Raw genomic sequence first — 21,198 nt, 5'->3', positions numbered from 1 at the left:
GCGGCGCCCAAACGGCTGGCGCCGTTTGTCGAACGTAGGTTCTGCATCTGCCATCGGGCAAACCAGAGTTGCATAAAAAAGCCCACACGAGGTGGGCTTTTTTATGCAATTTGGCGCGCCCGATAGGATTCGAACCTATGACCTTTGCCTCCGGAGGGCACCCTCATTGCCCGATAGCTAGCGGTCTTAATCGGCGAAAATCTGTATGTTCAATTGCTTACGCCAAAAATATGAAACTTAAAAAATGCCGATATATCAATATTATGACCGATTAACGACGACTTTGGGCACAAGGTTGATAAGAATTTGGTGTCCGGGAACCGGACTTTGATCGTTGCCCTTAGCATGCTTTTTTCCCTGTATAAATTGACTCTACGCCTTGGACCTGGTTTCGCAACTGTTAGGAAATGCGTGTCCGAAATCCGGACACTGGCGAATTTGGATGCGCAGCTTATCGTTAGAAGGAAATAACGATAATGGGCGAATAGCCCATCAACTTTATTGGCATTAAAGGGATGGAAGCGACCGGAAAGCGGCCGGAAGTCGAGATTGAATCTCAATGGTTTGGGGCGCGTCAGTACTCCCAGCGAGTTGATCCATTTATAAGGCCTCGATCGCAATCTGCCCCTGGACCTCCTCCAAAAGGAGATCCAGAGAGCTTCATGTTGCATATGGCTGATGGCTCTTTCGATCTAGCCCCGAGTCGACCTGACAGTTCGCATGAAGTTTTTCAAGCTCCGGTGGTCGCTCGGTGAATTCGAAACAATGAGTGTTTTCGAGCAGTCGGGATGGGTTAGTCGTCCGTGCTTGCCACCGCGACGATACCTCCACCCTAGCTTGACGAGGCGTCTGATGGCGACGTTCCAATCTTTGTTCGAGCTGTACCTTTTCACTGTCTGCCTCCCAGCTCGCCTGTATAGCGGGATTGAAAGCTGGCCGAATCGAATGCCATTTTCGAGAATGCGGCCTGTGCGCCAACGGCTAGAATGGGATCGCTGTATAGGTACCCTCCGGCTAATGAGGGGTGATTTTGGAAGAAGCGCCCGAAGGGATCGACCATGAGGTAGGACTCACACATGTCTCGATTGTCCTCGACACATTGAACCGACTGGAAAGCGCGATGCCTTTGAACAAAGGCGACAAACTCCTCGTCGCTGATCGCTAACGAGCGGTCAACAATCGGGAGCATGCGCAGGATCTTCCAGCGTTGGGGGCGTATCTCTCCAACCAAATCGCTGAGATCCTCTCCGGCATTCAGGAGGTTCACGACAGTATTGAGCTTTATTGTGAGTCGGGGGTTGATCTTGCGCGCCAGACGTATATGGCCTGCAAGCTCCTGAAGGTCGAGGAGCTGTCCGCTTCGAAGGGCTCGGCCAATCTTCATGTTGGTAGTCGGATTTGCTGAATCCAGGCTGATCCCCAGGCAGGTCAAATGCGGCGCTAGTTCCTTAATCATGGAACGCGTCAGTCGTGAGCCATTGCTGATAATGGAAAGCTGAAATCCAACTTCCCGGGCTACCTGGGCAATCTCCAACAGACGGTCGCCAAGGATCGAGGGCTCTCCGCCGGCGAGATTTAGGCGGACTGTCTTCCAGGAGAGTTCTTCACGTAACGGATTGTTGGTGTTTGTGGGGTCAAAGTGTCGGAATAACTCGGTTAGCAGCTGGCGGGTCCGCCTGCGGTCATGAAATAACTCCCGCGGATTGGGGTAGTCTTTCCATTTTGCGTAGCAATACTGGCAGCTATAGTTGCAGGCTTCCGTGACGTGCCAGTTTATTGTGAGCTCATCTACCGCAGGGACCTTGGCAGGAGGTGTGGCCGATCGGTTTGCTGAACAAATAAGGGTGTTCGTACGCATGCGTATACTCCTTGACGGAATCCGTTTTACGGACCGTGAAGTTTTTACATGGCGGACGCGGGGCGTCAGGGTAGGAGCATCAGGCTCCAGTACACCACTTGGTTTTGGGGTCAGGTTTTCGGTTGGTTACGGGTTGCGCAACAAGTTGCGCCGGGTCTTGAGTGCTTCCTCATGGTTAACTTCGAGATTGAGTTCAAGCCGTTGACTCATCAACAACCACCATTCAGCGGCAATCAGTCCGCGTTTGAAATCCTGGATGCTCCGGTTCTTTTTGGCCTCTCGGCGGACAGCCCGATAACACTCTTTTGCAACCGCTCGAACATTTTCATCAGGATCGAACTGTTTGGTGAAGTAGACCGTTTTATGGGCCTTACCGTTGGGATCAAGGCCGAGTTCCAGTAACGCCTTCAGATATCCCTGGCGCCAGATGGGGGATTTTTCAGTTACTTGGCTAGCATCGTATTTGCCATCTTTGGGCTTCTCTCCTTTCCGGAGGCGAAGGCGGCTCAGGCAGAATTCAACCAATTCGAGTGCAAACGTCTCGTAGCATGCCATTTCGGCCTGCTCGCTTTCTTCACGGCTCTGCGGACGGCTCAATTGCATGGTTTTAGAAAACCGATCCCTGGCCACTTCCTTCAGGGGCCAGTACCAGCCAATAGCTTTCTCACTGTTTACTGGATTGAAGCGAGAAATCGACTCGTCAGAAAACGGGATGTTTGACGAACGCATCAGCATGAGGCGATGCCGCAGTGCTTTCGATGGTTTGAAAAAGGACAGCTTGTTCAATAATTCCTCAAGCTGCTTGTTATGGTAAGGCTGCGCCCCATTAGACAGTTCACCACGAAGCAGCCCTAGGCTTTTATCGATGTAGGGAGTCACTAACTCTTTATCCAACCTGTCAGCGGCAGCAATCGCCCACTGAGGGATTAGAGAAGGCGGGAACTCGGGGTCGTGAATTAGGCCTGCGAGCAACCCGTTCCACCACGCCAGGTATTCACGGGCAGCGGCCTCGTGAGGTAAGCGGCGTAAAGCACCTGAGAGGATTGTCAGTTTGGCCTCGATATCCCGGCTGTTGAGTTCTTCTTCGAGTTTAATTTTCCAGGTGGCCGGATAGTCCGACGCCCACCACTTCCTGCTTTCGTAACCACGGAATTCTCTGCTGGGGAGTAGCCCGTCGGATCGCGACAGTTCCGACTCAATATCTCTCCGGATTGACCACTGAATCCAGTACTCAATCTGGTAGTTGGTGAGCTGCGAGCAGATGAGTTTCAAATGTTCGTTTTCAGTGGCGTCCCGTTCCTCCGGGGGTTCCTTTAGGATGTCAGGGTAGCGAAAGCTGAGAGACTGAAAGCAGGTGTTCAGTTGTGAAGCCCACTGTTCAATCTGAACGTCATTGGCCGCCAACAGATCCATGTGGATGCAGAACGTCTCATGAAGTGTTGATTTGATTTTTACAAGCCATTGGTAGGCAGTGTCCGATGGTTCGCTGAGAGAAGCGTGCGTCGACGCTGTCGAATCTAAGATTCTAAAGAGTTCTGACCACTCGATATCTAGTTTTTGAAACACTCCCTCATAGACACTGTTCAGTCTTCTGGCCGCGGCATCGGAAGCGACCCACGTTTTCAGGAACCTGATGCCCTGCAGGAACTTTTGTGAACCGAGGGTTGGCGGGCCATCATGAACCTGCAGCGAGGCAACGGAAATCAGGTTCTTAATTTGGGGGGCGCATATGCCCGTCATTTCATTCTGGTTGCCATCGTCATGCCGGGACATAGTGTTGAAGAATCCCCAGAGCATGTCGTTTCTTGTCATTTCTCCTTCGGCATTGAGCGCAGGATCGTCGAACAGTGAACGAGAGAAACAGAATTCGCCGCCGAAAAGTGCCGTTACAAACCCATCGAACGACGGTGGTAAGGTAGAGGTCGAGTCAGAGTTCTTGAGGGCGCCATATAGTGCGTAGGGCGAATCTGAAAAGTACGTCTGAGCCACATCTTGCGCGAAGTCGTACACTGCAGAATCACGATCAGCCACACGTATGTGCCGGGGCACGAGGGGGTGTCTTTCCAGCAATTCGATATTCAGCTTTCCTACCAACGGAGTGGAGCAAAGGAATGACGCTCCCTTCTCCGCGTCGGAGGTTTCCTGCCGAACGGTATCTAGGGCATCTTCCAAGGCAGACACGCGCCCAAACACGCACCACCAGTTTTCGCAAAAATGTTTGATAAGTAACGCCCGGAAATGACCGTCAATTCCGCGCTCGTCTAGCGCCTGAATAAAGCGTTCACTTGGGTCGGATTTTTCATCAAGGGAGCGATTGACGTAAGGCGCATCAATCCTGCACATGGTTTTCTCCTCGCTATGGGATGAGGTTTCACAATAGGGATCACGCACCAGACGAAAGTCTGGCCTGCAGTTGAAACCTCCCGTGCAGCAGAGGGGAGCGGAAAAGTGAGCATCAAGCTCGATAGCCGACCGCAGATAAGCGTTTGATTAGACTAGAGTGGTTTTCTGTAGGAGTCAAATTCAGGTTGTGTAGCGTGTAGAACCTAAATGCTGGAAGAATGGAAAAATCCTGCTCTCCCAGAGCTGGCGGCCAGCGGTAGACTGTAACCATCCCCCAAAGACAGGTTAGTAATTGCTTTAGTCGATCGGTTCTATGGTGACCGCTCCAGCAAGATCTCGTCCGTTGTTTATCAATAGTAAGAAAGAGTCAGCAGGATCTATTTTCTGTTCAAAACTTTGCACTCTCCTGAGCCAACCCTCTGAACAGAGACCACTGAAATAGGCGGGCAGGCCTGCTGTTTCATAGGGTTCGGCTCGAAGGGGTAGACTAAGGCTCAGTTGTTGCCCAAGCTTTAAATACTGTTTGTCGTATTGGAACCTTACTCGACTACCAAAACGCTCTAGAGTCCCGGCAATTTCGCCATGCATATACACCGTTGCTTTTGTGCTAGAACGACTCATGGATTCTGTATCCTCGCTGGTGGATGGCTAGGGTTTTTCTGTAGAGCAAAGCGCCTCAGATTAGATTTTAGAAAGATAAAACCCCGTGAAGCCAGGCTCCACGGGGTTTTATCCTCATTGCCCAAAACGCAGGGCTGCGGACGATCCCCGGAGAGGAGGAGATGCGCTTTGGTGCACATCAGACTCCGTGATCGACTGCCGGTGTTTACAGCTACCGCCGGCTGAGCTGCTCCTCGATTAACCCCGGAGCCGGGCTGCTTATTTGGTTGAGCCTTGCGACTGAATTCGTGCCGCTTTTCTGCTTGATGGTGGTCATCTTTACACAAGTCGTCGGAGATGCAACCCCAAAAGTTCCAACTTTTTTTCGGTGGCTGGCTCTAGCACTTCACTTTCGGAATATCGGCCCAGCGAGTGGTGTACGCGGGGCTCAGGTTTTCCCGACGCATCTGCCAGCTCGTGTTCTTGTGAATTTGTCGGCCAAACTGAACCGTGTTCTTTCCGGCGATGCTGTTGATTTTGTCCAGCGTCCGCATCAGATTCTGATCCCTCTCATCGTCCTCTATCCGACTGAAGAAATCCGACTGACAAGCGCCAGGCACCCGGAAATCCGAAAGCACGATCCCTGCTTTATTGTACTTGTACCCGTCCCGCCAGAGCGACTGGGCCAAGCCAACCGCATGGCGACAGATCTCGCGGGTGTCTGCGGTAGGATAAGGTAGAGCAATGCCCCTCTGGTTCGCATAGTGCTCACCAGACCGGTACCGGCTTGTCGACATGAACGTGGCCAGATATCCGCACTCACGGTTTTCCTTGCGGAGTTTCTCGGCTGCCCGCGTGGCGTGGTGCGATACAGCGGAAAGCATGGAATCGAGTTCAGTGACAGGCGACCCGAAGGACTTCGAGCAGAGGATCTGCTTTTTTGCCGGGGCGACTTCCAGGATGTCCTTATGGCAGGGAATCCCGTTGAGTTCCCTTACTGTGCGTTCGACCACGACGCTGAAGTGCTTGCGAATCCACTTGGCGTCCGCGTCAGCCAACTGGAGACCGGTTTCAATCCCAAGATCCGCCAGCCTCTTACTCAATTTCGAGCCAATTCCCCAGATCTCGCCCGCCGATACCAGGTTGAGCAGGCGGCGCTGCCGGTCCCGATCGGTTAAGTCCACGACGCCTCGGGTCGCCGGATACTTCTTGGCACCGTGGTTTGCCAGCTTCGCTAACGTGGGGCTGGGAGCGATGCCGACGCAAATCGGAAGGCCGGTCCACTGCTTCACCTGGTCTTTCACCTGATGCCCAAAGTCCTCATACGACACCACCGATTCGATGCCGGTCAGATCCAGGAACGCTTCGTCTATTGAATAGGGCATGACCCTTGGGGAACATGTCGATAGAGCCTGCATGAAGCGAAAACTCATGTCGCCGTACAAAGCATAATTGGAGGAGCATACGACCAAGCGGTTCTTCTCGACATGCTCTCGCAGCTCGAAGATCGGCTGCCCCATCTTGACTCCGAGAGCCTTGGCCTCTTTATTTCGGGCGACCGCGCAGCCGTCATTGTTACTGGCCACGATAACGGGCTGGCCAACGAGTCTGGGGTCAAAGATGGACTCACATGCCGCATACATGGCATTCACATCGCATAGTGCGTAGACCTGCTTCATGGTCAGACTGAATGCACCACCGTTGTCACAACGCCGAAGATTTCCAGTTCAGATTCGTTTCTGAGCGTAATATCCGGGTAATCATCGCTCTCGGCCCGAAGCACCGGCTTGTCCCGATTGCTCAAGTCCAACCTCTTGCACAGAAATTCCCCGTCCACCGTGGCAATAACGACTTTTCCATGGGTATGCGGCAGGCTTCGATCGACAACCAGAACGTCACCGTCATGGATGCCAGCCTTTTCCATAGACGTTCCCGAAGCGCGGACGAAGAAGGTCGCGGCCGGTGTCCGGATGCATAGTTCATCCAGGGAGAGCGTCTTTTCGGTGTAATCCTGGGCCGGCGATGGAAAACCGGCCTGGACGGTATCACCCGAGAACGGAATGCCGGGTTGCTTGCGGCCCAAAGTCGGAGAGAATATGTCTTTAATCTGCATCGTGCTGACTTCTTTGATACTGTTTAAATATACAGTATAAGTTCTGGCCCGTTGTTTTACGACCGCTTTGACGCGCCCACCGGAGTTTTGTATGTCGAATCGCGCAACCAGCCTTGTGGAATCTCGCGTCTTTGAGATTGCCTGGTCTTATTTTCGCGGGCTGGTGATCCTGTCTGCGTCAGGGCTTTTGGCAGCTTTCATCTTGAGCGCTCTTACCTCGTTCCTTAAAACGTCTTTTGGTGTGGATCTGGCTCAACAGGCGCAATGGTTTGTTGCGCCGACATTTCAAGTGGTGGCCACTGCGATTGCGTGCGTTTACTCGAGCGTTGCAGTGAAAAAGATGCTCGGGAAAGAGGCGCAATTTCTTTGGGGTTGGCCAGCTGTTGTGGCGTGTTTTTCGCTGATCTTAACCGCTTTTATGGGCTCTGATTGGGCGTTTGCGGAGGACGCGCAGCGTACTGGTGCGGTTGTCCTCGCCGCGGTCGTTGCAATCCGACTACGCGATGAGAAATGAGAAGAAGGCTTCCATCTAGTTATTTTTTGATCGGACGACGCCCTTTGCCTGGGAGAGCGCCCGGAGTCAATCCAATCCTAAGACCCTTTTCATGCGTTGGCACGCTCACACTAAAGCATAACGCCCGTTAGACCGCGAGCCCGGGAGAGGCGATCGGTATCGCGGCCCGCTGGATGTATTCAAGCCCTGAGCAAATCCGCGCGAAGGTGAAAAATCGGGCACTGTCGGTGACTAAGGATAAGGATACTTAGTTCAGGTCTGGGTATGAGCGTCTAACGCCGGTGCAGGCATCACCGAGGAAAAGGAGATCACCGAAGATTATCTTGATCAGTTCGCTAGTGCAGCAAGGCATCCGGTTGCCAGTTTCGATGAAGACTTCGCGGCTTTCATGAGCTGTGACTTCGGCGCTAATTCAAGCAGATGGAGCTGTATTTGAATTAATGACGACGAGGAAAACAAAGCCAGAGCTAATGGAGCCTGAGAGTGATCGGTTCCTCAGGCAATCGCTTTGATCTTTTTGGTTGTGTGCTAGGTTGCGGAGAAGCAACTCAATTTATGAATCTGGATGATGCCGTTATGTTCAAAACCCTGAAATCCCTGTTCACCAAAAGCGATGAACTGAAGCCTGACGAATACACTGTTTACACCGTCCACGAGGGTAAGGAGTACGTCAGCCATGACGGGCTGGGATTGAAGACGCCTCAGCCAGAATCGGAGCCTGAGCCAGTTCGAGAGCCAATGGTGACATCTCCCGACTGGCAAGAGATCAGCCGGGCGGGAGGTATTTTGGCAGATTCAGATACTGAATCAGTGACCGATAATGACAGCCTGTTCACAGACGACTTGTTTAGTGATTGCTCCAGCCCACTAGGCGATGACGACGGTATCGCAAGCGGTGGCATCAACCCCGCGACCGGCCTGCCTATGGTCAACAGTATGATTGATGTAGGCGGTAACGTTTACGGAATGAGTGACGACAGTATGAGCCTGGGTTTACATGACAGCATGGGCACTGGCATGGACGACACTATGGGCTCCAGCATCGGCATGGATGACAGCATGGGTATCGGGACTGGGATGGATAGCGACTTTGGCATCGGCAGCTTCGGCAGCTCCGATGATGGTTTCTTGTAGCCTTTCCTGAATTCTGGCCTCAAGTTTCACTCGTGCGAGCAACAGCTGGGCTATCTCAAGCCAGAGGCGCAAATGCTGGAAAACGAAAGCTGGCCTGCAGAGTCGTACCCAGAAAAATGATTTAATCGACAACTCAGCGTGGATGATCTCAAGCAATTCTGCATTGATTTTTCTGGAAAAGGAACGGACCAATGAGAGGAAGTTTTGAATTTGAATGGTGGGCTGTCGATCGGAAGGGGGACTCACGTGCGCGCGAAGTGGAGCCCCACCACAGAGTGACACTGGAGCGCACAGCCAGTCGCGTTGTTGCAGATCGTCTTGCCGATGGGATCTTCGAAGGAAAGATGTACGAGGTCGTATCCGATACCCCAAGAGAGAGCGTCGACGGCCTCCGCTATGAAGGGTATTGGCGAGTCATTGTCAAAGAGTGAACGGATTCTGGGCGTCTGAGCAGAACACTATGGAAGGCGGTCGGTCAAAACCTCTGCAGTCTCTCAAAAGGTTCGCGACACTCCTCGATTCGGAACAGGACAGGGAAGGTTTGTATGAAATCCAACGAGTTGCTAGATAAAAACGGGACGTTCAAGGTGCCCTTCTTCCACGGCACCAGCTCCCTGTTTCTCCCTCATATTCATCGTCATGGACTGGGTGGTTTGAATATGGTTCGGGACAGCGGCTGGATTGATGCGTTTGGCGACCTGTTTGAATTTGCCGAAAAGAACATAGCAAGTATGCTTGGATGGGCAAGGCTTAGAGATCACCTTTTGCCTATTCTCGAACAGGGTCTCGGTAACGACTGCAATCGGCATCACTATCGCCACGGTGAAACCTGCATCACTTCAGCAGAGCCGATTGCGAGGCAGTATGCTTTCCCGCACGGCTGTGAGCTACTGTTTTAAATCAGGACATTGGCGCAGCTGCTAGAGTTCAAATTGGGCCGCAGTGCCCTGTCAAACGCGCTTCAGGAATCCCTTGCCCCAGTTCTGGAACAAGACTACAGGCCACTAATGGTAAAGATAGACGGCCTGCGCTTGGACGACATCGCCACCGAGAATGGCTATGACAACTTGGAAACACTAGAGCGATACCAAGAGATTCGCGGCACCGGCCAAGGCGCGGTTTGACCTGTTCCCTGGCCCATAGATGATTGTCAGCTTTGACCTCGAGGTCTACTGCCGAATTCGAGTTCCGGCAGATGCGCCTGTGCCGGTCCAATTGGCGTGAGGACTAGCCAGCTAATTCCTGCAATAAAAACACACATTTCGTTACAGGTTTGGGCCGACTTTTGGCCTTGCACCTCCGGCGGAATATGCAATTCTGGCTACGAACTTTATTTATTGAGGAATTTTAGTAATGACCGCAAGCACAGAAACACATACCGCCCTCGCAGCTATGGGTTCGCGAATTCTTTCAGCTCCCAGCGTCTTTCCACAGGACCACCCGTTAAACGACATTTATAGAGACTTGTCCTGGATTGAGCGGAAGACGTTAGAAGAAATTGTGAAGGCGAAACGCGCCGATTCAGAGTTGGTGCTCAATGAAAACAACATCATGGCATTGACGCTATTGCAGGAGCGATTGTACGACAAACACCAGATCGATCCGTTTGTTGCCACGGAGCTGAAAGCGTTGGCTTATTGCACTGGTGTAGATCGCCCAGAAATCACCACGGTCGATGAGCATGGTGAATGTGATGGATCGGTACCAACACATCTTGAGGACCCCGATCCATTTTCAGAGGACGATAGTTGGGGAGCTCCGAAGTGGATGCGTGCTGCTAACACTTAACGGCAGGGGAACCGGACACGGAAAACGTCCGCTTTTGTTTAGGTGCGCCTAGGTCGCAAAGCGAACGTCCAGATTGACCACAAAGCGGACCGTTTCACGGGCCGCGTGACCCCGTAACCTCCCCCTCCGATTTACTGGAAACCTGACGCCACGGGAATATCTGGCTAAACACCAACGGGCGGAAAACTCTAATCGGCGGTGCAACTGAAACAGGCGTGTTTACACAACCAAACGCCTTGCTCAACGGCGGGGTTTTTAATTACGATTTCCCACTTTTCGACCCTTGATACAAAATCATCGGAAGTCCTGTACAGGCCCAAAGGTAGAAAGCACGACTCATCCAATCCTTAAAGTCCCCGGTACCGATCACCCGAAGATCCTGAACCCATGACATCGACCACCGCCATGCACCCTGGATCATATCGAGACCAAGAGCACCAAACAAATGGGCTGTTTTGGAGACAAAGCCACGAGCAAAATCCACAATGGGATCGCCAATAAAAGCTTCAATAATAATCCAGATAACGAACCAAAACGCCGTTTCACCGAGTACCAAAATTCCAACCTGATCACTGCTTTCTACGTTTCTGAGTGAAGCGTACATCATACAAATCCCCTTCTTAAGCTTCCTGTGACTGGGTTATTACCGGGTGGCCAAGATCATGCTGGTATGACGCCAGTGCTTTTCCATATAGCGTGCTCTTGCAGCCTAGAATCTCTTCTGTTTCATTCCAGTGAGGCCGACGTTATAGGTTTCAATAGCGCACTGAAAATCACCACTGCATCGGTTCAGGTAATGCTCAAGGGCAATCCGACCGCAACATCAACAACCCAAGCCTTGGCTGACTGTCCACCACCATCTTCAACAATTGCTCCTGCATCAGCTACGCACAATGAGGTTTCTGCAAATAAAACCGGATGGAAAGCAAACACTATGAATAGAAGAAGAAACCGCATAATTCGATAACCTGTAAATGCCCTAACATCAATTTGGCAGTGCGCTTTATCATTGCAAAAATTTGACTACGTCACTATCACTGACTTTGAATCATCAATTGCGCCGCACATGCACCAATGAAACAATAACTTAGCCGAGCATGGACATCTATGCCATGTAATCATTCAGCGTCTGCAATTTGCTCCGCCAATCATACTGGATGAGAAGGCTGTGATTGGCTTTGAGGCTCAGGAAAAGCCCTGACTCGAATGTCCGCTTTTGTTTAGGAATTAGAGGGGCCCGACCTAGTCGCAAAGCGGACATTTGGGATAGGTCAGAGGCTCACTCTTGGAGCATGAGAAGTAGTCTTAAAAACGGTAAAACTAAAGCCCCATCAGACACCGCAATTATTTTCGCTTTTGGTGTGCCTTGATTGATCGCAGACCCATTGCGTTTGGTTCCGATCGAGAATTGACCCTTGAGACCCGAAGGCTCCAAGCAAGGCGAAGCACTGTTCGAACAAACTAAACCGTATTTCCTGCCGACCTCAACCACAGTCGAAAACTCATTTAACAGTGTTTTACGCGAGGAAGAAGTTTCTCCCCGGCGAGTTTGGTAGCCTTTTGTCCAACAAGCGGCACGGAGGTCCCATGAACACCGTTTTTTCTCGTTTCTGCATTTTGATAGTTGTTGCTTCACTCATTTCAGCTTGTACCGGGCGACTTTCAATGAACGAGCTGCTGAACAGTCCTATCCTCTGGGCAGCGTCCTCTTGCAAAAACATGAATACCGAGTCACTGATATTGACCCTGGAGGAGGAGCGCGCATCCAGAGATATTCCTGCAGACGAATTGGGGCATGCTCTTGGTATAGCAATTGAACTTGGACCTGAAGCCACGGATTGTGCAACGATCCTCCTCAGAGCAGGCGCAGGTCCCAACCATCGAGATTTTGAAAATCGGACGCCTCTTCACATAGCGGCGAAGCATAATCCGCTATTTGTTGAGGAGTTACTTAAGGCAGGCGCTGATCCAGCGCCAGTGGATGAATATGGAAAAACACCTCTTGATTATGCGGTTGAAGAATACCAATACGGGGGAGTTGACAGCGCAGTTACTAACCTACTGGCGGCATCGAATATGCGCGGTCATAAGGAGTTAAAAGGCGATATACCGGCAGAGCTTTACTATAATGGCGTTCTCTATCCAGATCCGTCTGCAGTCTCAGCGCTTGACATTGATTCAAAAGATACATTTGGGCGCACTCTGCTTCACTACGCGGTGATTCACAATAACCCCGAAATGCTCAAAACGCTCCTTTCTCTGGGGGCAGATCCGGCGATTCTGGATGGAAAACACGGTAGCGGCATGACGCCTCTATGTTACGCAGCTCAAGTTGGCGGTTTCGACGAAGGACTGCGAATGCTCGCATCTGATCCGCGAGCGCGATCTGTTGGTTGCGGTTATGACGACGACGAAGACACCTATCGGTTGAGTGCAATGACTTGGGCCGTAAGTGACAGTTTACCGTGGACATCCTTGAGACCCTATCACTCTGAACCTTCAGGCGTTGAAGAACTGATAATATTGCACGAAGCCGGACTGAAAGTAGCTTCCGAAAAAAGCTACGTACCGTCGGGTGAATACCTGGAAGAGACTGCTTTATTTGACGGTAATCTCGAAATGCTTAAAACCATTGTCGAACTTGGCGGTTCACTACACAGCACTGGACATAATGGGCGCCTTCTCCTGCAAACGGCAATATATCAACGTAAAGACGAGATGTTTGATTACCTGATTCAACACGACGGTCTAGTCAATAAAGCAGAGTCTTATGGCAGCACCAGTAGTGAAAGGCATAATTCCTTTCCTCTTCATGCCGCTGCGCGAATCGGGAGACAAGATTACGCCAAAGCACTTCTGTCCCATGGCGCCAAAATCAATGTTCAAGATGACCTCGGTAACACGCCACTTCACTATGCAGCACTACAGGTTGATCCCGAAACCTTGTTGGTCCTTTTGGGCACTGGCGGTATTGAGAAACAACTGCGGAACAAAGAAGGTCAAACACCGCTTCAAATGGCACGATCGAAACTGGAAAAGGGTTTGTGCAGATGTTCTGACTCAATCTCAAGCCTCGAAAAAGCTCTATAATGGTCAGCAAGAACTGAACGGTTAAATCCATAACGGAAGGCCCTTTTCGTGTCATTACTTCAATGCCACCCAACAGCCTTTAAGGCTCTATCCATTTTGATGCGATCGCCACTGCATCGTGGCAGCTCCCACATGGAAGCATGAATCTCTAAAAAGCGATTACTAATGTCCGCTTCTGTTTAGCTGAGGTCCCTGAGTCGCCTTGGTCGCAAAGCGAACATTCAGCTGGTGCAATAACGCTTTTAGAAGCGGCGGTATTGTAGGCGCGAATCGCCGAAACGGAGGTCCAACCCAGCCGCCTTTTGGCTGGGTGAGGCTGACTAAACTTGTTATCCTGCCTTACCTGATTCTGCATATTTTGGTTTCGGCGGGCAAAAGTTCACCGCCCGCACTGAGTTTAAATGGTGCAGAAGTTGTGACTATGCCGGATATAAAAGGAGCACTTAAGTCAAATTCTAGAATTACACTTCTGTAGTCCTCTTCGTGACCAGTTTGGAAGAAACGTTCTGATAAGAACACTTGGTAAATTTTACCAGCTCGAATTTCCTTTGCTGATTTAAGACGATAATTTCCTTCAGTTTTTAGTTCTTCGTTATTAATTACAACGGTTTTGTCAGTTGTCTTAAAGCCTTTGCCATATATCATCCTTAAATCAACTAACTCCATATCTGTATAGGCCTTAACGACGAACTGCAACTTGACGAAAAACTTACTTTCATTATCAAGTAAATGGAATATATTGTTACCAGGTCCGTTGACAGGGGTAACTTCTAACTTACTAAATCGGCGAGTCGCCCAGTCTTTTAATCCAGGTATAAAAGCTAGAACTTTAAAAATTGGAGCTAAAAATTCCATATCATTTCTCCTTAAAGCCTAACTCCGCTAGCATGCGTGGCTTTTTAGTGAAGGCGAAAGCGCAACGAAAAAGGTGTCGCCGTGCCTACCATTATTATAGTGTTGCTTATTAACGAAGTTCTGCCTCAAACACATAAACAGGAACTGTTTTGTTATCCAAGAACATTCGACTATTAACTTTACCCACCTTGTAGCTATTCGTTACGAGACTTTTACTACGAATATAGAGATAAGCTCCAGCTGAAAATACCACTTCCTTTTCATGCCCTTTTCGCGTTCCATTTAACCTGGTAGCGAATGCTTTGGTTACTTCCTCAGCTACACGAATTATTATCAAGTGAATTACACCTGCATCGAATGCTTTTCCTCCCCAAATTGCATTTCTCAGAGCAATTTGCGGACAAAAACTAGTCGAAAAAGGACGATCTGAAGTAAAGCCCTTACCGCTATCTACGGGGCAATACCCTCCGTGGTACAGTACTGTGCCAACGCCAACCGTACTGCCGCAGGAATCTATATCACAAGAAACTTTTTCCAAGTTATTCACGGGGTAATTGTTTTGATAATCAGAAATAGATTGTGGAGTTTGCGACGACATTGATTGCCTCAATGTTTTGTAGCCTTGAGATAACTCCAACTGCCTATCTATGAACCTCTCGAAGCGATTATCTGTTGCTTCTACACGCACACTATAGGACACGGCTTCGAGTGGGGTGCTAACAGTTTCTCTGATTCTAGTTTCTATTTCTGGCGGAACGTTCTTACCTTCTTTCAGGAATTGGGCTATATCGTCAGCTGTCGCTTCGCGCGTTTCCCATATTTCATATGGGGTTCTCAAAATATTTATTTCAGGCTTCATGATTTAAGCATCAACTTTGACAAAACCTATAACGTCATGGTGGCAGGAGGCAGCGCAGCGTAGTTAGCATCCCGTTAACCAACTGGTCATGTGGAATTGACCAAGATGCTGGCTAACATCCCGATCACTCCAACTTGGTAAAACAGTTTGAATAGATAAGTGTTCACTGCTTCAGGAACAGTCTTACCCTTCCAAGTTTGAATTTCCCAGCTCAATTTAGCTAAGACCGCCAGTGCAATGAGCGCAGAGCACACAAACCGAATTATGACCAGATGGCCGTCATCTAGGCCCCCAAGCTGGTTTACTGAATAAGCCACACCAAGCGCCGCAAGACACAACAGGAGAATGGTTGCGATAGCTCGCGCGTAACTCCGTCGGATTTCCCAGATGGCTTCGAATGCCTGCTCTCTGTCTTGCCCTTGGTCCGCAGCTAATTCCGTGTAGTTGCCCCCGCTAAACCAGACACCACCTCATTCATTTGATGCCAGTTCCGCCCGGTATTCCCAGGGCGATTTCATTTTCAGTCCCTTGTGTGGGTGACTGCGGTTATAGTCCTCGATCCATTCCGGCAACTTCGCCATCACAGAGGCGGCGTCGGGAAGATCGTTCAGGTAAATATAGTCCCTTTTGAACGTCTTCACGAAGGCCTCAGCCATGCCGTTGCTCTGCGGGCTTCTCACAGGCGTAGTGCACACCACAAAGCCCAGAGAAGATGCGAACGCTCGCGTTTCTTTGGCAATGTAGCAGCTGCCATTGTCCGTCAGCCATTCCAGCGGGTGTGGAACATGCTCTGACTGGCCGAAGCGGTATTCCAGGCTTTCCAGCAACAGGTCCTGGACCATCTCAGCGGTGACTCCCCCGGTCGTCGCCACATAGCGCATCAGTTCCCGATCACAGCAGTCCAGGCTGAAGGCCACGCGAACCACCTCCTTATTCCAACAGCGGATCTCGAAGCCGTCTGAGCACCAACGGAGGTCCGGCTTCAACGTAATGACCTGGCCGTTGTGACAACGCTCCTGAGGCCGGCCCGTGTAACGGGGCAACAACAGCCCATCCTGCTTCATCAGCCGGTACACACGCTTGTGGTTCACTCGCTCATCGTTGGCTGCAAGCAACCGATTCAAGCGTGCCGTAATCCTTCGATAGCCATTGGCCGCACGGACTTCACACAGCTCTCTGATAACCGGCAAATGCCGGTCATCGTCCTGTTTTTTGTATCTGGGACATCTACCTTTCTGGCGGCCGTGAAGGCGATCCAGAAGGTTGGAGCGCGATACCTTCAGTACCTCCGCTACCCGCTTCAGAGGGTATCGTCCGGTGGCAGCAACGGCATGCGCGAGATCAACTTTTTTGACTGAGCCACCTCCAGAGCTTCCCGGAGTATTTCAGCTTCCATCGTCTTGCGGCCCAACATCCGCTCCAGGTCCCGAACCTTTTTGTTCAGGGCCTTCACCTCGGATGCACTGACAACCTCATCACCGGATTCAATCGCGGACATGCCACCGTCTTTCATCAGCTTCTTCCAACGGAACAACAGACTTGCTGATATACCATGACGTCGCGCTACAAGCGACACTGACATGCCTGGCCGCTCACACTCAGCAACCATGAATGCCTTCTCCTGTGCGGAATACCGGCGACGACGTTGCACTCCGGTTATGACTTCGATTCTCTCCACCTTGGACACTCCTTTGCACTAGGTCTATGCCTAGGCCTTTGCTTCTACCAAGGTGTCCGGTTTAAATGGGGGCTACTACATTCCGCGAGCTTTGCCGGCCATAGAAATAAGAGAAGAGCTTTAATCATACTTCGAACTCATCGCATATAACGGCTGCCATCAACGGTGTCAGAACCAGAGCGAAGCGTAGGTTTTGGTATCCGGTGCATGGCTTTGTTATGCATACTTACCACTCTTGAAACTCAAGAATATTCTCCCGTCTAACGAGCGTCACCTCACTGGCAAGAGTTTCGGTCCAGTGTTCCATTCGCGCCTCTTCATCTCCTGCACCGGCCCACTCAACGACCCTCACCGGAACATTTGCTGCGTTATGAATCATCGCATTCAGATGATCGTCCGCGCCGGAATAACCTACTAGTATGACTTCTTCAGACTCCCCAATTGCTTCGGCCAGTTTTCGCCAATAACTGAGCAGAACTTCTGAGCCACTAATAACTGTCGGTTTGTGCTCAAAATGTGTTAACACGATGTGCTGGCTTACAGTGTCAGTCTGTTCCGCCAAATCACACTGATTGAGCTTAATGGTGCTGTTGCCTCTATCTATGAAAAGCGGGGAGCCATGCAGATGTAGATAGTATCCAAAGTTTCGCGAATAGAGGCGCTCCATATTATCTACATTAAATCCGGTACGGTGAAAACCATCTACGAGAGCGCCGCTATAGCCTTTCAGTACCTCTCGCTCAATAAGTGGCTGATAGAGAAGGTTGTCATAATTCAGCGTGGCAACATGAGAATTGGTTTGGTTGATGAACTCTGCGAGCGGTCCGAGAAAGCCGTCTGGAAGAACATCGTCGCATTGATGAAATTGGAGCGCAGTGTGATAGATAAATTTTCGAACGGCATGAGGAAACTGCTGCCCCTCTTCACTCAACCAGTGAATGCGACTTCCCCGGATGTCGCTCAAAAAATCACATGCCGAGAGAGCTAGTTGGAGAATATCTAGCTCGTCTTCACCATGCGGCCTTCCATCGCATTCTTCCGGAAGGCAACTCGTAATCAATTGTTTACTGGCGTCGTCGAGGAAGTCGTCGTCGTGCCAAACGGTTCCAATTGCTGTATCCAAGGAAAACTCTTCTGGATTAAGCGCCATCCCTAGTCCGTTACCGAAAATTATAGTTTTCCGAGGCATCCAACCTCCTTTGCATAAAGCTGAGCTTAGCTGCGACCTTGCAATGAAGGCGAAGCCGCAATGAAAAGGGCGTCTGGCGGCCATCGGCCGCGTACTACAGCGACTTGTGAAAAATCAGTAAATTCTGTAGAGGCGTTTCTTATCTTTCTTGTAAAGCGTAATCGCGGTCCCCCAGAAAGATAGCAAGCAACCCAGCGCAGCTTTATCGTAATGTCGTAAAAACTTCTGTTTAATCACATCAACGATAGAACTCATCGGGCCAGAAAGTTCGAAGTTGGAGAGTTGATAATCGCCCCACACTTGTATTCCAAGAGACCCGACCACTCCTAGAATGATGGCCCACTGGGTTCGCTTTGAATAGGTTAGGATCACCAGAAATTCATTCAACCAATCTTTCACAACTTCTGCCTCCTTGCATTTTTAACGCCTGGGCTCAGCGGCCGGTTTGGAGGCGCACCGCGCCGGAAAAGCGGTCCGCTGCAGCCCCTAGTTAGGCAATTCTCTGCCTTACGATTGAAGCTAAAGCATGCTCGTGAGCTTCTTTTGCTTCACGTAGATCTGACACTAGGGCGTCCAAATTGTCCAGACACCCGCTCTTTTCGGCGATACCTCGGAGCCACCCAGTATTCGAGAGAGGTTTACAGCATTGGGCAATCGAAGAGTTTTTTCTTCTGGCCTCTAAATAGGCCCTATAGTTGTCTTGGCTTATACCAAGCCTATGCAACTCTGCGAGTTCTGCTTTTTTTGTCTTTACGCCGGCAAAATACCTGTCGAATAGCGGTTCAATAACAGCTATCAGCTGCTTCTTGATCTCTGCCAAATTCTGCCCGGCTCGAATTGCCTCTTGTTCGCTACTGAGAAGAATTAAGGAGTTATAGAGAACACGCCATTCAGAGGAACACTTGGAACAGTTAATGCGGAGGGAGATATCAGCACCGCTCCATGGATTATCCTGAGTCGTAATCGACTTGATAATTTCGCCTGCTCCGCAGGGGCAGAAACCAACCTTATACTCTGTTGTTTCCGATGTGCTCATCCATGACCTCTTTATTGCCTAACGCTGAACGAAGCGGCGCGTCTCACGCGTCCGCCTTCCGTAACTTGTTAAATTGCATTTCATTCAGGAACCAACAAAGTGACGTGGGATCCCCCTAGGCTAAATTCATAGTCCACCAAAAACTTTCCTACCACACGTTCAGCGGTTACGGTTTTTTTCCCTTTTATAACCTACTTTGATGGGAAGGTTATCGTGAGATGGAAAGCAAAACGTCGCTATACCAGCGTGTGCCCCGACAAGCTGGAGACTCTCCAGACAGTTATGTTCTTGCACTTTTTTGGCTAGCCAATGCACGGGGTTAATATTACATTTCAAATTTAACTTATCTGGACGAAAGCCTTCGCTATTACAGTCACAATCCCCATAAGCATAAGAGACGTCTGCAAATACTAATTGTCCTTCGTTCGATTTCGCATAGTTGAAAAGGTCCGCCAGAGAAGAGTCCTCTCCAGGTGGCGATCCACCACAAACGACATCAATATCGAATTCCATATACTATTTGGCTGATGCTTGTTTATTTGGAAGGGGCGATATCGACCAATAAGTCCCTAGAATGTATGCAGCGATGCCTATTACACAAATGCTCCAAACCAGCCACATGAATAATGTAAGATGCTTTCTCGTGCCTCTTGGGAGCTGCAGCTTTTGAAAAAGAATCAGGAATACACCAAGAGCCAAGCCCCCGATGCCTGCCACACTGCCAGCTACTTTAAGGATTTCTTCCATGACTGCCCCTCAATAGCACTTTAACAGCCTATTAGTTTGAATTCTTATTAAACCGCAACGAGACTTCCCCGTCCAAACTTAGCTAAAAGCCCGAATAACGTATAATTTTCAAAGCCTAAGAATGCGTCGGCTGGGAGTTTTTTGGCGCTTGCCTCTGTTAAAAGTGTGCACGCGGGATATTTGTGCACGTTCTTGCAAGTTAAATCCAGAGAGCCAACTTTTCTCTCTATGAAACAGTCACCTCCAGAGGCGACTTGTGAAAAGTGTGCAGCGCTATGCAAATTAAACCGCAGGAAATTGGCCGATTTTTAGCGAATTTCATTATAGGCCAAGTAAAACGACAGGCTGTTTTGCTCACCGAATTTCCCGCCGAAAACCCGGTCTGCGGTTCGAGTCTTCGAAACCAAGAAAGAAGGGATTTCGGTCTGTCTCAGGGGAGAATAACGGGATCAGAAAACGTAATGCGAGTGCTCGCTTGTGTTTAATGGCGACTCTTTCATCCTCCTTTAGCCAGGACACCTACGTTACGCCCTCTCTGAGGTTATGTTCACTGCAGATTAACACCAACTGATCTGCGCACAACCTGACTCAACCTAGAGATATTTCGCAAAATGACAAACAACCTATCGGGTTGTATTGGCTGGGAGCTGATTGGTCAGGGAGACCAGAGCTCACCGCTGGCTCGGTACCCGGCAAACGCGACATCGGCCCAGTGGTGTGACACCGGGGAGAGGCCCGGTACCCGCCGCACACCAGCTCTTCTACCAGAGCAATGGGCGAACCATTTTTTTTAGTATGTGCAGAATGATGTGCCAGAAAAAACCAAACCGGCTTATTTGTGGTTGTTTTGTGATCAGCTTGCCAAAATGTTGCGCATATTTTGGCTTAAATTCAGCTGAAGTGGTTCGCACACGTCCCTTTGACGCGCCCATTGGTTTGAAGGGTGGTTTGCACATTGACCTCAATATGCTGGAGGGGGGGAACAACGCCCCCTATCTCTACCATCGGCGTTATTTGCCCTTCTGTTTTTCTACGTAGCGAGGATAAATACACCACCCAGTGAGGATTGCTCCACCTATAGTGCCGATGGCCATAGCCGAGTCGGCGCAGGCCTGATACCGCTGCGAACGGATTCCGTCCCTCGGAGATTAAAAACCGGAAGAACTGGTCAACGAGGGATGGAGGGACGAGGTACGCGTGACTGGGGCGTTCAGAACCGCTGACGCCCGCGCCGGGGCGGCTTGATCTCACCCTTGAAGACTGCGTTGATGCCGCTGGCGTAATCCGAATCGTGATATCCCCTCGTGCGAACTGCGACCACTTGCGCGGCCCGGGGAGCGAAGAAGCCATCAGAATCATCTTGAAGGCGGGTGTTTTCCTGCGTTGGCTCTAAA

19 protein-coding genes are annotated in these 21,198 nt (G+C 50.3%); 6 read left to right on the top strand and 13 right to left on the bottom strand.

Features of this window, described 5'->3' with window-relative positions; translation table 11 throughout:
- Window positions 1-889: 889 nt before the first annotated feature.
- The 5 genes from CFT65_RS00385 to umuD all read right to left on the bottom strand — a co-directional run bounded on the left by CFT65_RS00385 (window position 890) and on the right by umuD (window position 6,914).
- Complete coding sequence (locus tag CFT65_RS00385; RefSeq protein ID WP_088826086.1) at window positions 890-1,858, bottom strand: viperin family antiviral radical SAM protein; 969 nt, start codon at window positions 1,856-1,858, stop codon at window positions 890-892.
- Window positions 1,859-1,984: 126 nt separating this feature from the next.
- Window positions 1,985-4,201, bottom strand: coding sequence for a hypothetical protein (locus CFT65_RS00380; RefSeq protein WP_088826085.1), 2,217 nt, complete (start codon window positions 4,199-4,201; stop codon window positions 1,985-1,987).
- 297 nt (window positions 4,202-4,498) lie between these two features.
- Window positions 4,499-4,822 carry a HipA N-terminal domain-containing protein gene (locus CFT65_RS00375; protein ID WP_088826084.1) on the bottom strand — a complete coding sequence of 108 codons (324 nt, stop codon included), beginning with the start codon at window positions 4,820-4,822 and terminating at the stop codon, window positions 4,499-4,501.
- 377 nt (window positions 4,823-5,199) lie between these two features.
- Window positions 5,200-6,480 carry a translesion error-prone DNA polymerase V subunit UmuC gene (gene umuC / locus CFT65_RS00370; protein WP_088826083.1) on the bottom strand — a complete coding sequence of 427 codons (1,281 nt, stop codon included), beginning with the start codon at window positions 6,478-6,480 and terminating at the stop codon, window positions 5,200-5,202.
- Between the two features lie 2 nt (window positions 6,481-6,482).
- The gene (gene umuD, locus CFT65_RS00365; protein ID WP_088826082.1) at window positions 6,483-6,914 is read right to left on the bottom strand and encodes a translesion error-prone DNA polymerase V autoproteolytic subunit; all 432 of its coding nucleotides are present in this window, start codon (window positions 6,912-6,914) and stop codon (window positions 6,483-6,485) included.
- 91 nt (window positions 6,915-7,005) lie between these two features.
- Between umuD and CFT65_RS00360 the strand changes: the two genes are divergently transcribed.
- The 5 genes from CFT65_RS00360 to CFT65_RS00335 all read left to right on the top strand — a co-directional run bounded on the left by CFT65_RS00360 (window position 7,006) and on the right by CFT65_RS00335 (window position 10,350).
- Window positions 7,006-7,428 carry a hypothetical protein gene (locus CFT65_RS00360; protein WP_088826081.1) on the top strand — a complete coding sequence of 141 codons (423 nt, stop codon included), beginning with the start codon at window positions 7,006-7,008 and terminating at the stop codon, window positions 7,426-7,428.
- Window positions 7,429-7,911: 483 nt separating this feature from the next.
- Window positions 7,912-8,562 (top strand): hypothetical protein, encoded by a 651-nt coding sequence (locus CFT65_RS19130; protein WP_228705743.1) that lies wholly within the window; start codon window positions 7,912-7,914, stop codon window positions 8,560-8,562.
- Window positions 8,563-8,753: 191 nt separating this feature from the next.
- A complete protein-coding gene (locus CFT65_RS00350; protein WP_088826079.1) occupies window positions 8,754-8,993 on the top strand; it encodes a hypothetical protein in 240 nt (79 codons plus the stop codon).
- A gap of 114 nt (window positions 8,994-9,107) precedes the next feature.
- Entirely contained in the window at window positions 9,108-9,461 is a 354-nt protein-coding gene (locus CFT65_RS00345) for a hypothetical protein (protein ID WP_088826078.1), read from the top strand.
- Window positions 9,462-9,915: 454 nt separating this feature from the next.
- The gene (locus tag CFT65_RS00335; RefSeq protein WP_088826076.1) at window positions 9,916-10,350 is read left to right on the top strand and encodes a hypothetical protein; all 435 of its coding nucleotides are present in this window, start codon (window positions 9,916-9,918) and stop codon (window positions 10,348-10,350) included.
- A gap of 259 nt (window positions 10,351-10,609) precedes the next feature.
- Here CFT65_RS00335 and CFT65_RS00330 read toward each other — a convergent pair whose 3' ends face one another.
- The gene (locus tag CFT65_RS00330; RefSeq protein ID WP_088826075.1) at window positions 10,610-10,957 is read right to left on the bottom strand and encodes a hypothetical protein; all 348 of its coding nucleotides are present in this window, start codon (window positions 10,955-10,957) and stop codon (window positions 10,610-10,612) included.
- A 182-nt stretch (window positions 10,958-11,139) separates the two neighbouring features.
- On the bottom strand, window positions 11,140-11,307 hold the full coding sequence (locus tag CFT65_RS18980; RefSeq protein ID WP_172408395.1) for a hypothetical protein: 168 nt from the start codon (window positions 11,305-11,307) through the stop codon (window positions 11,140-11,142).
- A 630-nt stretch (window positions 11,308-11,937) separates the two neighbouring features.
- Between CFT65_RS18980 and CFT65_RS00325 the strand changes: the two genes are divergently transcribed.
- A complete protein-coding gene (locus tag CFT65_RS00325; RefSeq protein ID WP_088826074.1) occupies window positions 11,938-13,440 on the top strand; it encodes an ankyrin repeat domain-containing protein in 1,503 nt (500 codons plus the stop codon).
- A gap of 339 nt (window positions 13,441-13,779) precedes the next feature.
- On the opposite strand, the gene CFT65_RS00320 is transcribed toward CFT65_RS00325, so the two are convergent.
- The 6 genes from CFT65_RS00320 to CFT65_RS00295 all read right to left on the bottom strand — a co-directional run bounded on the left by CFT65_RS00320 (window position 13,780) and on the right by CFT65_RS00295 (window position 19,057).
- The gene (locus CFT65_RS00320; protein WP_088826073.1) at window positions 13,780-14,295 is read right to left on the bottom strand and encodes a hypothetical protein; all 516 of its coding nucleotides are present in this window, start codon (window positions 14,293-14,295) and stop codon (window positions 13,780-13,782) included.
- Window positions 14,296-14,404: 109 nt separating this feature from the next.
- Complete coding sequence (locus CFT65_RS18870) at window positions 14,405-15,154, bottom strand: hypothetical protein (RefSeq protein WP_141103791.1); 750 nt, start codon at window positions 15,152-15,154, stop codon at window positions 14,405-14,407.
- Between the two features lie 470 nt (window positions 15,155-15,624).
- A protein-coding gene (locus CFT65_RS00310; protein ID WP_088826071.1) for an IS3 family transposase occupies window positions 15,625-16,832 on the bottom strand; the annotation gives its coding sequence in 2 pieces (ribosomal slippage) (window positions 15,625-16,505 and window positions 16,505-16,832; 1,209 coding nt in all).
- A 226-nt stretch (window positions 16,833-17,058) separates the two neighbouring features.
- Window positions 17,059-17,982 carry an SIR2 family protein gene (locus CFT65_RS00305; protein WP_216360400.1) on the bottom strand — a complete coding sequence of 308 codons (924 nt, stop codon included), beginning with the start codon at window positions 17,980-17,982 and terminating at the stop codon, window positions 17,059-17,061.
- Between the two features lie 153 nt (window positions 17,983-18,135).
- Window positions 18,136-18,420: a hypothetical protein gene (locus tag CFT65_RS00300; RefSeq protein WP_088826069.1), complete on the bottom strand. Its 285-nt coding sequence runs from the start codon at window positions 18,418-18,420 to the stop codon at window positions 18,136-18,138.
- A gap of 91 nt (window positions 18,421-18,511) precedes the next feature.
- Window positions 18,512-19,057, bottom strand: a complete 546-nt coding sequence (locus CFT65_RS00295; protein ID WP_088826068.1) for a hypothetical protein — start codon at window positions 19,055-19,057, stop codon at window positions 18,512-18,514.
- Window positions 19,058-21,198 lie beyond the last annotated feature (2,141 nt).

Origin of the sequence: Marinobacter sp. es.048, from assembly GCF_900188435.1 — a bacterium.
Classification (GTDB): Bacteria; Pseudomonadota; Gammaproteobacteria; order Pseudomonadales; family Oleiphilaceae; genus Marinobacter.
The sequence above is the reverse complement of the archived record's forward strand: the minus strand, read 5'-3'. Positions and strand labels throughout refer to the sequence as shown.

Excerpts from the sequence above, each read along its gene's own strand:
- CFT65_RS00385 (WP_088826086.1), bottom strand. The coding sequence starts at position 1,858 with ATGCGTACGAACACCCTTATTTGTTCAGCAAACCGATCGGCCACACCT.
- CFT65_RS00380 (WP_088826085.1), bottom strand. The coding sequence starts at position 4,201 with ATGTGCAGGATTGATGCGCCTTACGTCAATCGCTCCCTTGATGAAAAA.
- CFT65_RS00375 (WP_088826084.1), bottom strand. The coding sequence starts at position 4,822 with ATGAGTCGTTCTAGCACAAAAGCAACGGTGTATATGCATGGCGAAATT.
- umuC (WP_088826083.1), bottom strand. The coding sequence starts at position 6,480 with ATGAAGCAGGTCTACGCACTATGCGATGTGAATGCCATGTATGCGGCA.
- umuD (WP_088826082.1), bottom strand. The coding sequence starts at position 6,914 with ATGCAGATTAAAGACATATTCTCTCCGACTTTGGGCCGCAAGCAACCC.
- CFT65_RS00360 (WP_088826081.1), top strand. The coding sequence starts at position 7,006 with ATGTCGAATCGCGCAACCAGCCTTGTGGAATCTCGCGTCTTTGAGATT.
- CFT65_RS00350 (WP_088826079.1), top strand. The coding sequence starts at position 8,754 with ATGAGAGGAAGTTTTGAATTTGAATGGTGGGCTGTCGATCGGAAGGGG.
- CFT65_RS00345 (WP_088826078.1), top strand. The coding sequence starts at position 9,108 with ATGAAATCCAACGAGTTGCTAGATAAAAACGGGACGTTCAAGGTGCCC.
- CFT65_RS00335 (WP_088826076.1), top strand. The coding sequence starts at position 9,916 with ATGACCGCAAGCACAGAAACACATACCGCCCTCGCAGCTATGGGTTCG.
- CFT65_RS00330 (WP_088826075.1), bottom strand. The coding sequence starts at position 10,957 with ATGATGTACGCTTCACTCAGAAACGTAGAAAGCAGTGATCAGGTTGGA.
- CFT65_RS18980 (WP_172408395.1), bottom strand. The coding sequence starts at position 11,307 with ATGCGGTTTCTTCTTCTATTCATAGTGTTTGCTTTCCATCCGGTTTTA.
- CFT65_RS00325 (WP_088826074.1), top strand. The coding sequence starts at position 11,938 with ATGAACACCGTTTTTTCTCGTTTCTGCATTTTGATAGTTGTTGCTTCA.
- CFT65_RS00320 (WP_088826073.1), bottom strand. The coding sequence starts at position 14,295 with ATGGAATTTTTAGCTCCAATTTTTAAAGTTCTAGCTTTTATACCTGGA.
- CFT65_RS18870 (WP_141103791.1), bottom strand. The coding sequence starts at position 15,154 with ATGAAGCCTGAAATAAATATTTTGAGAACCCCATATGAAATATGGGAA.
- CFT65_RS00305 (WP_216360400.1), bottom strand. The coding sequence starts at position 17,982 with ATGGCGCTTAATCCAGAAGAGTTTTCCTTGGATACAGCAATTGGAACC.
- CFT65_RS00295 (WP_088826068.1), bottom strand. The coding sequence starts at position 19,057 with ATGAGCACATCGGAAACAACAGAGTATAAGGTTGGTTTCTGCCCCTGC.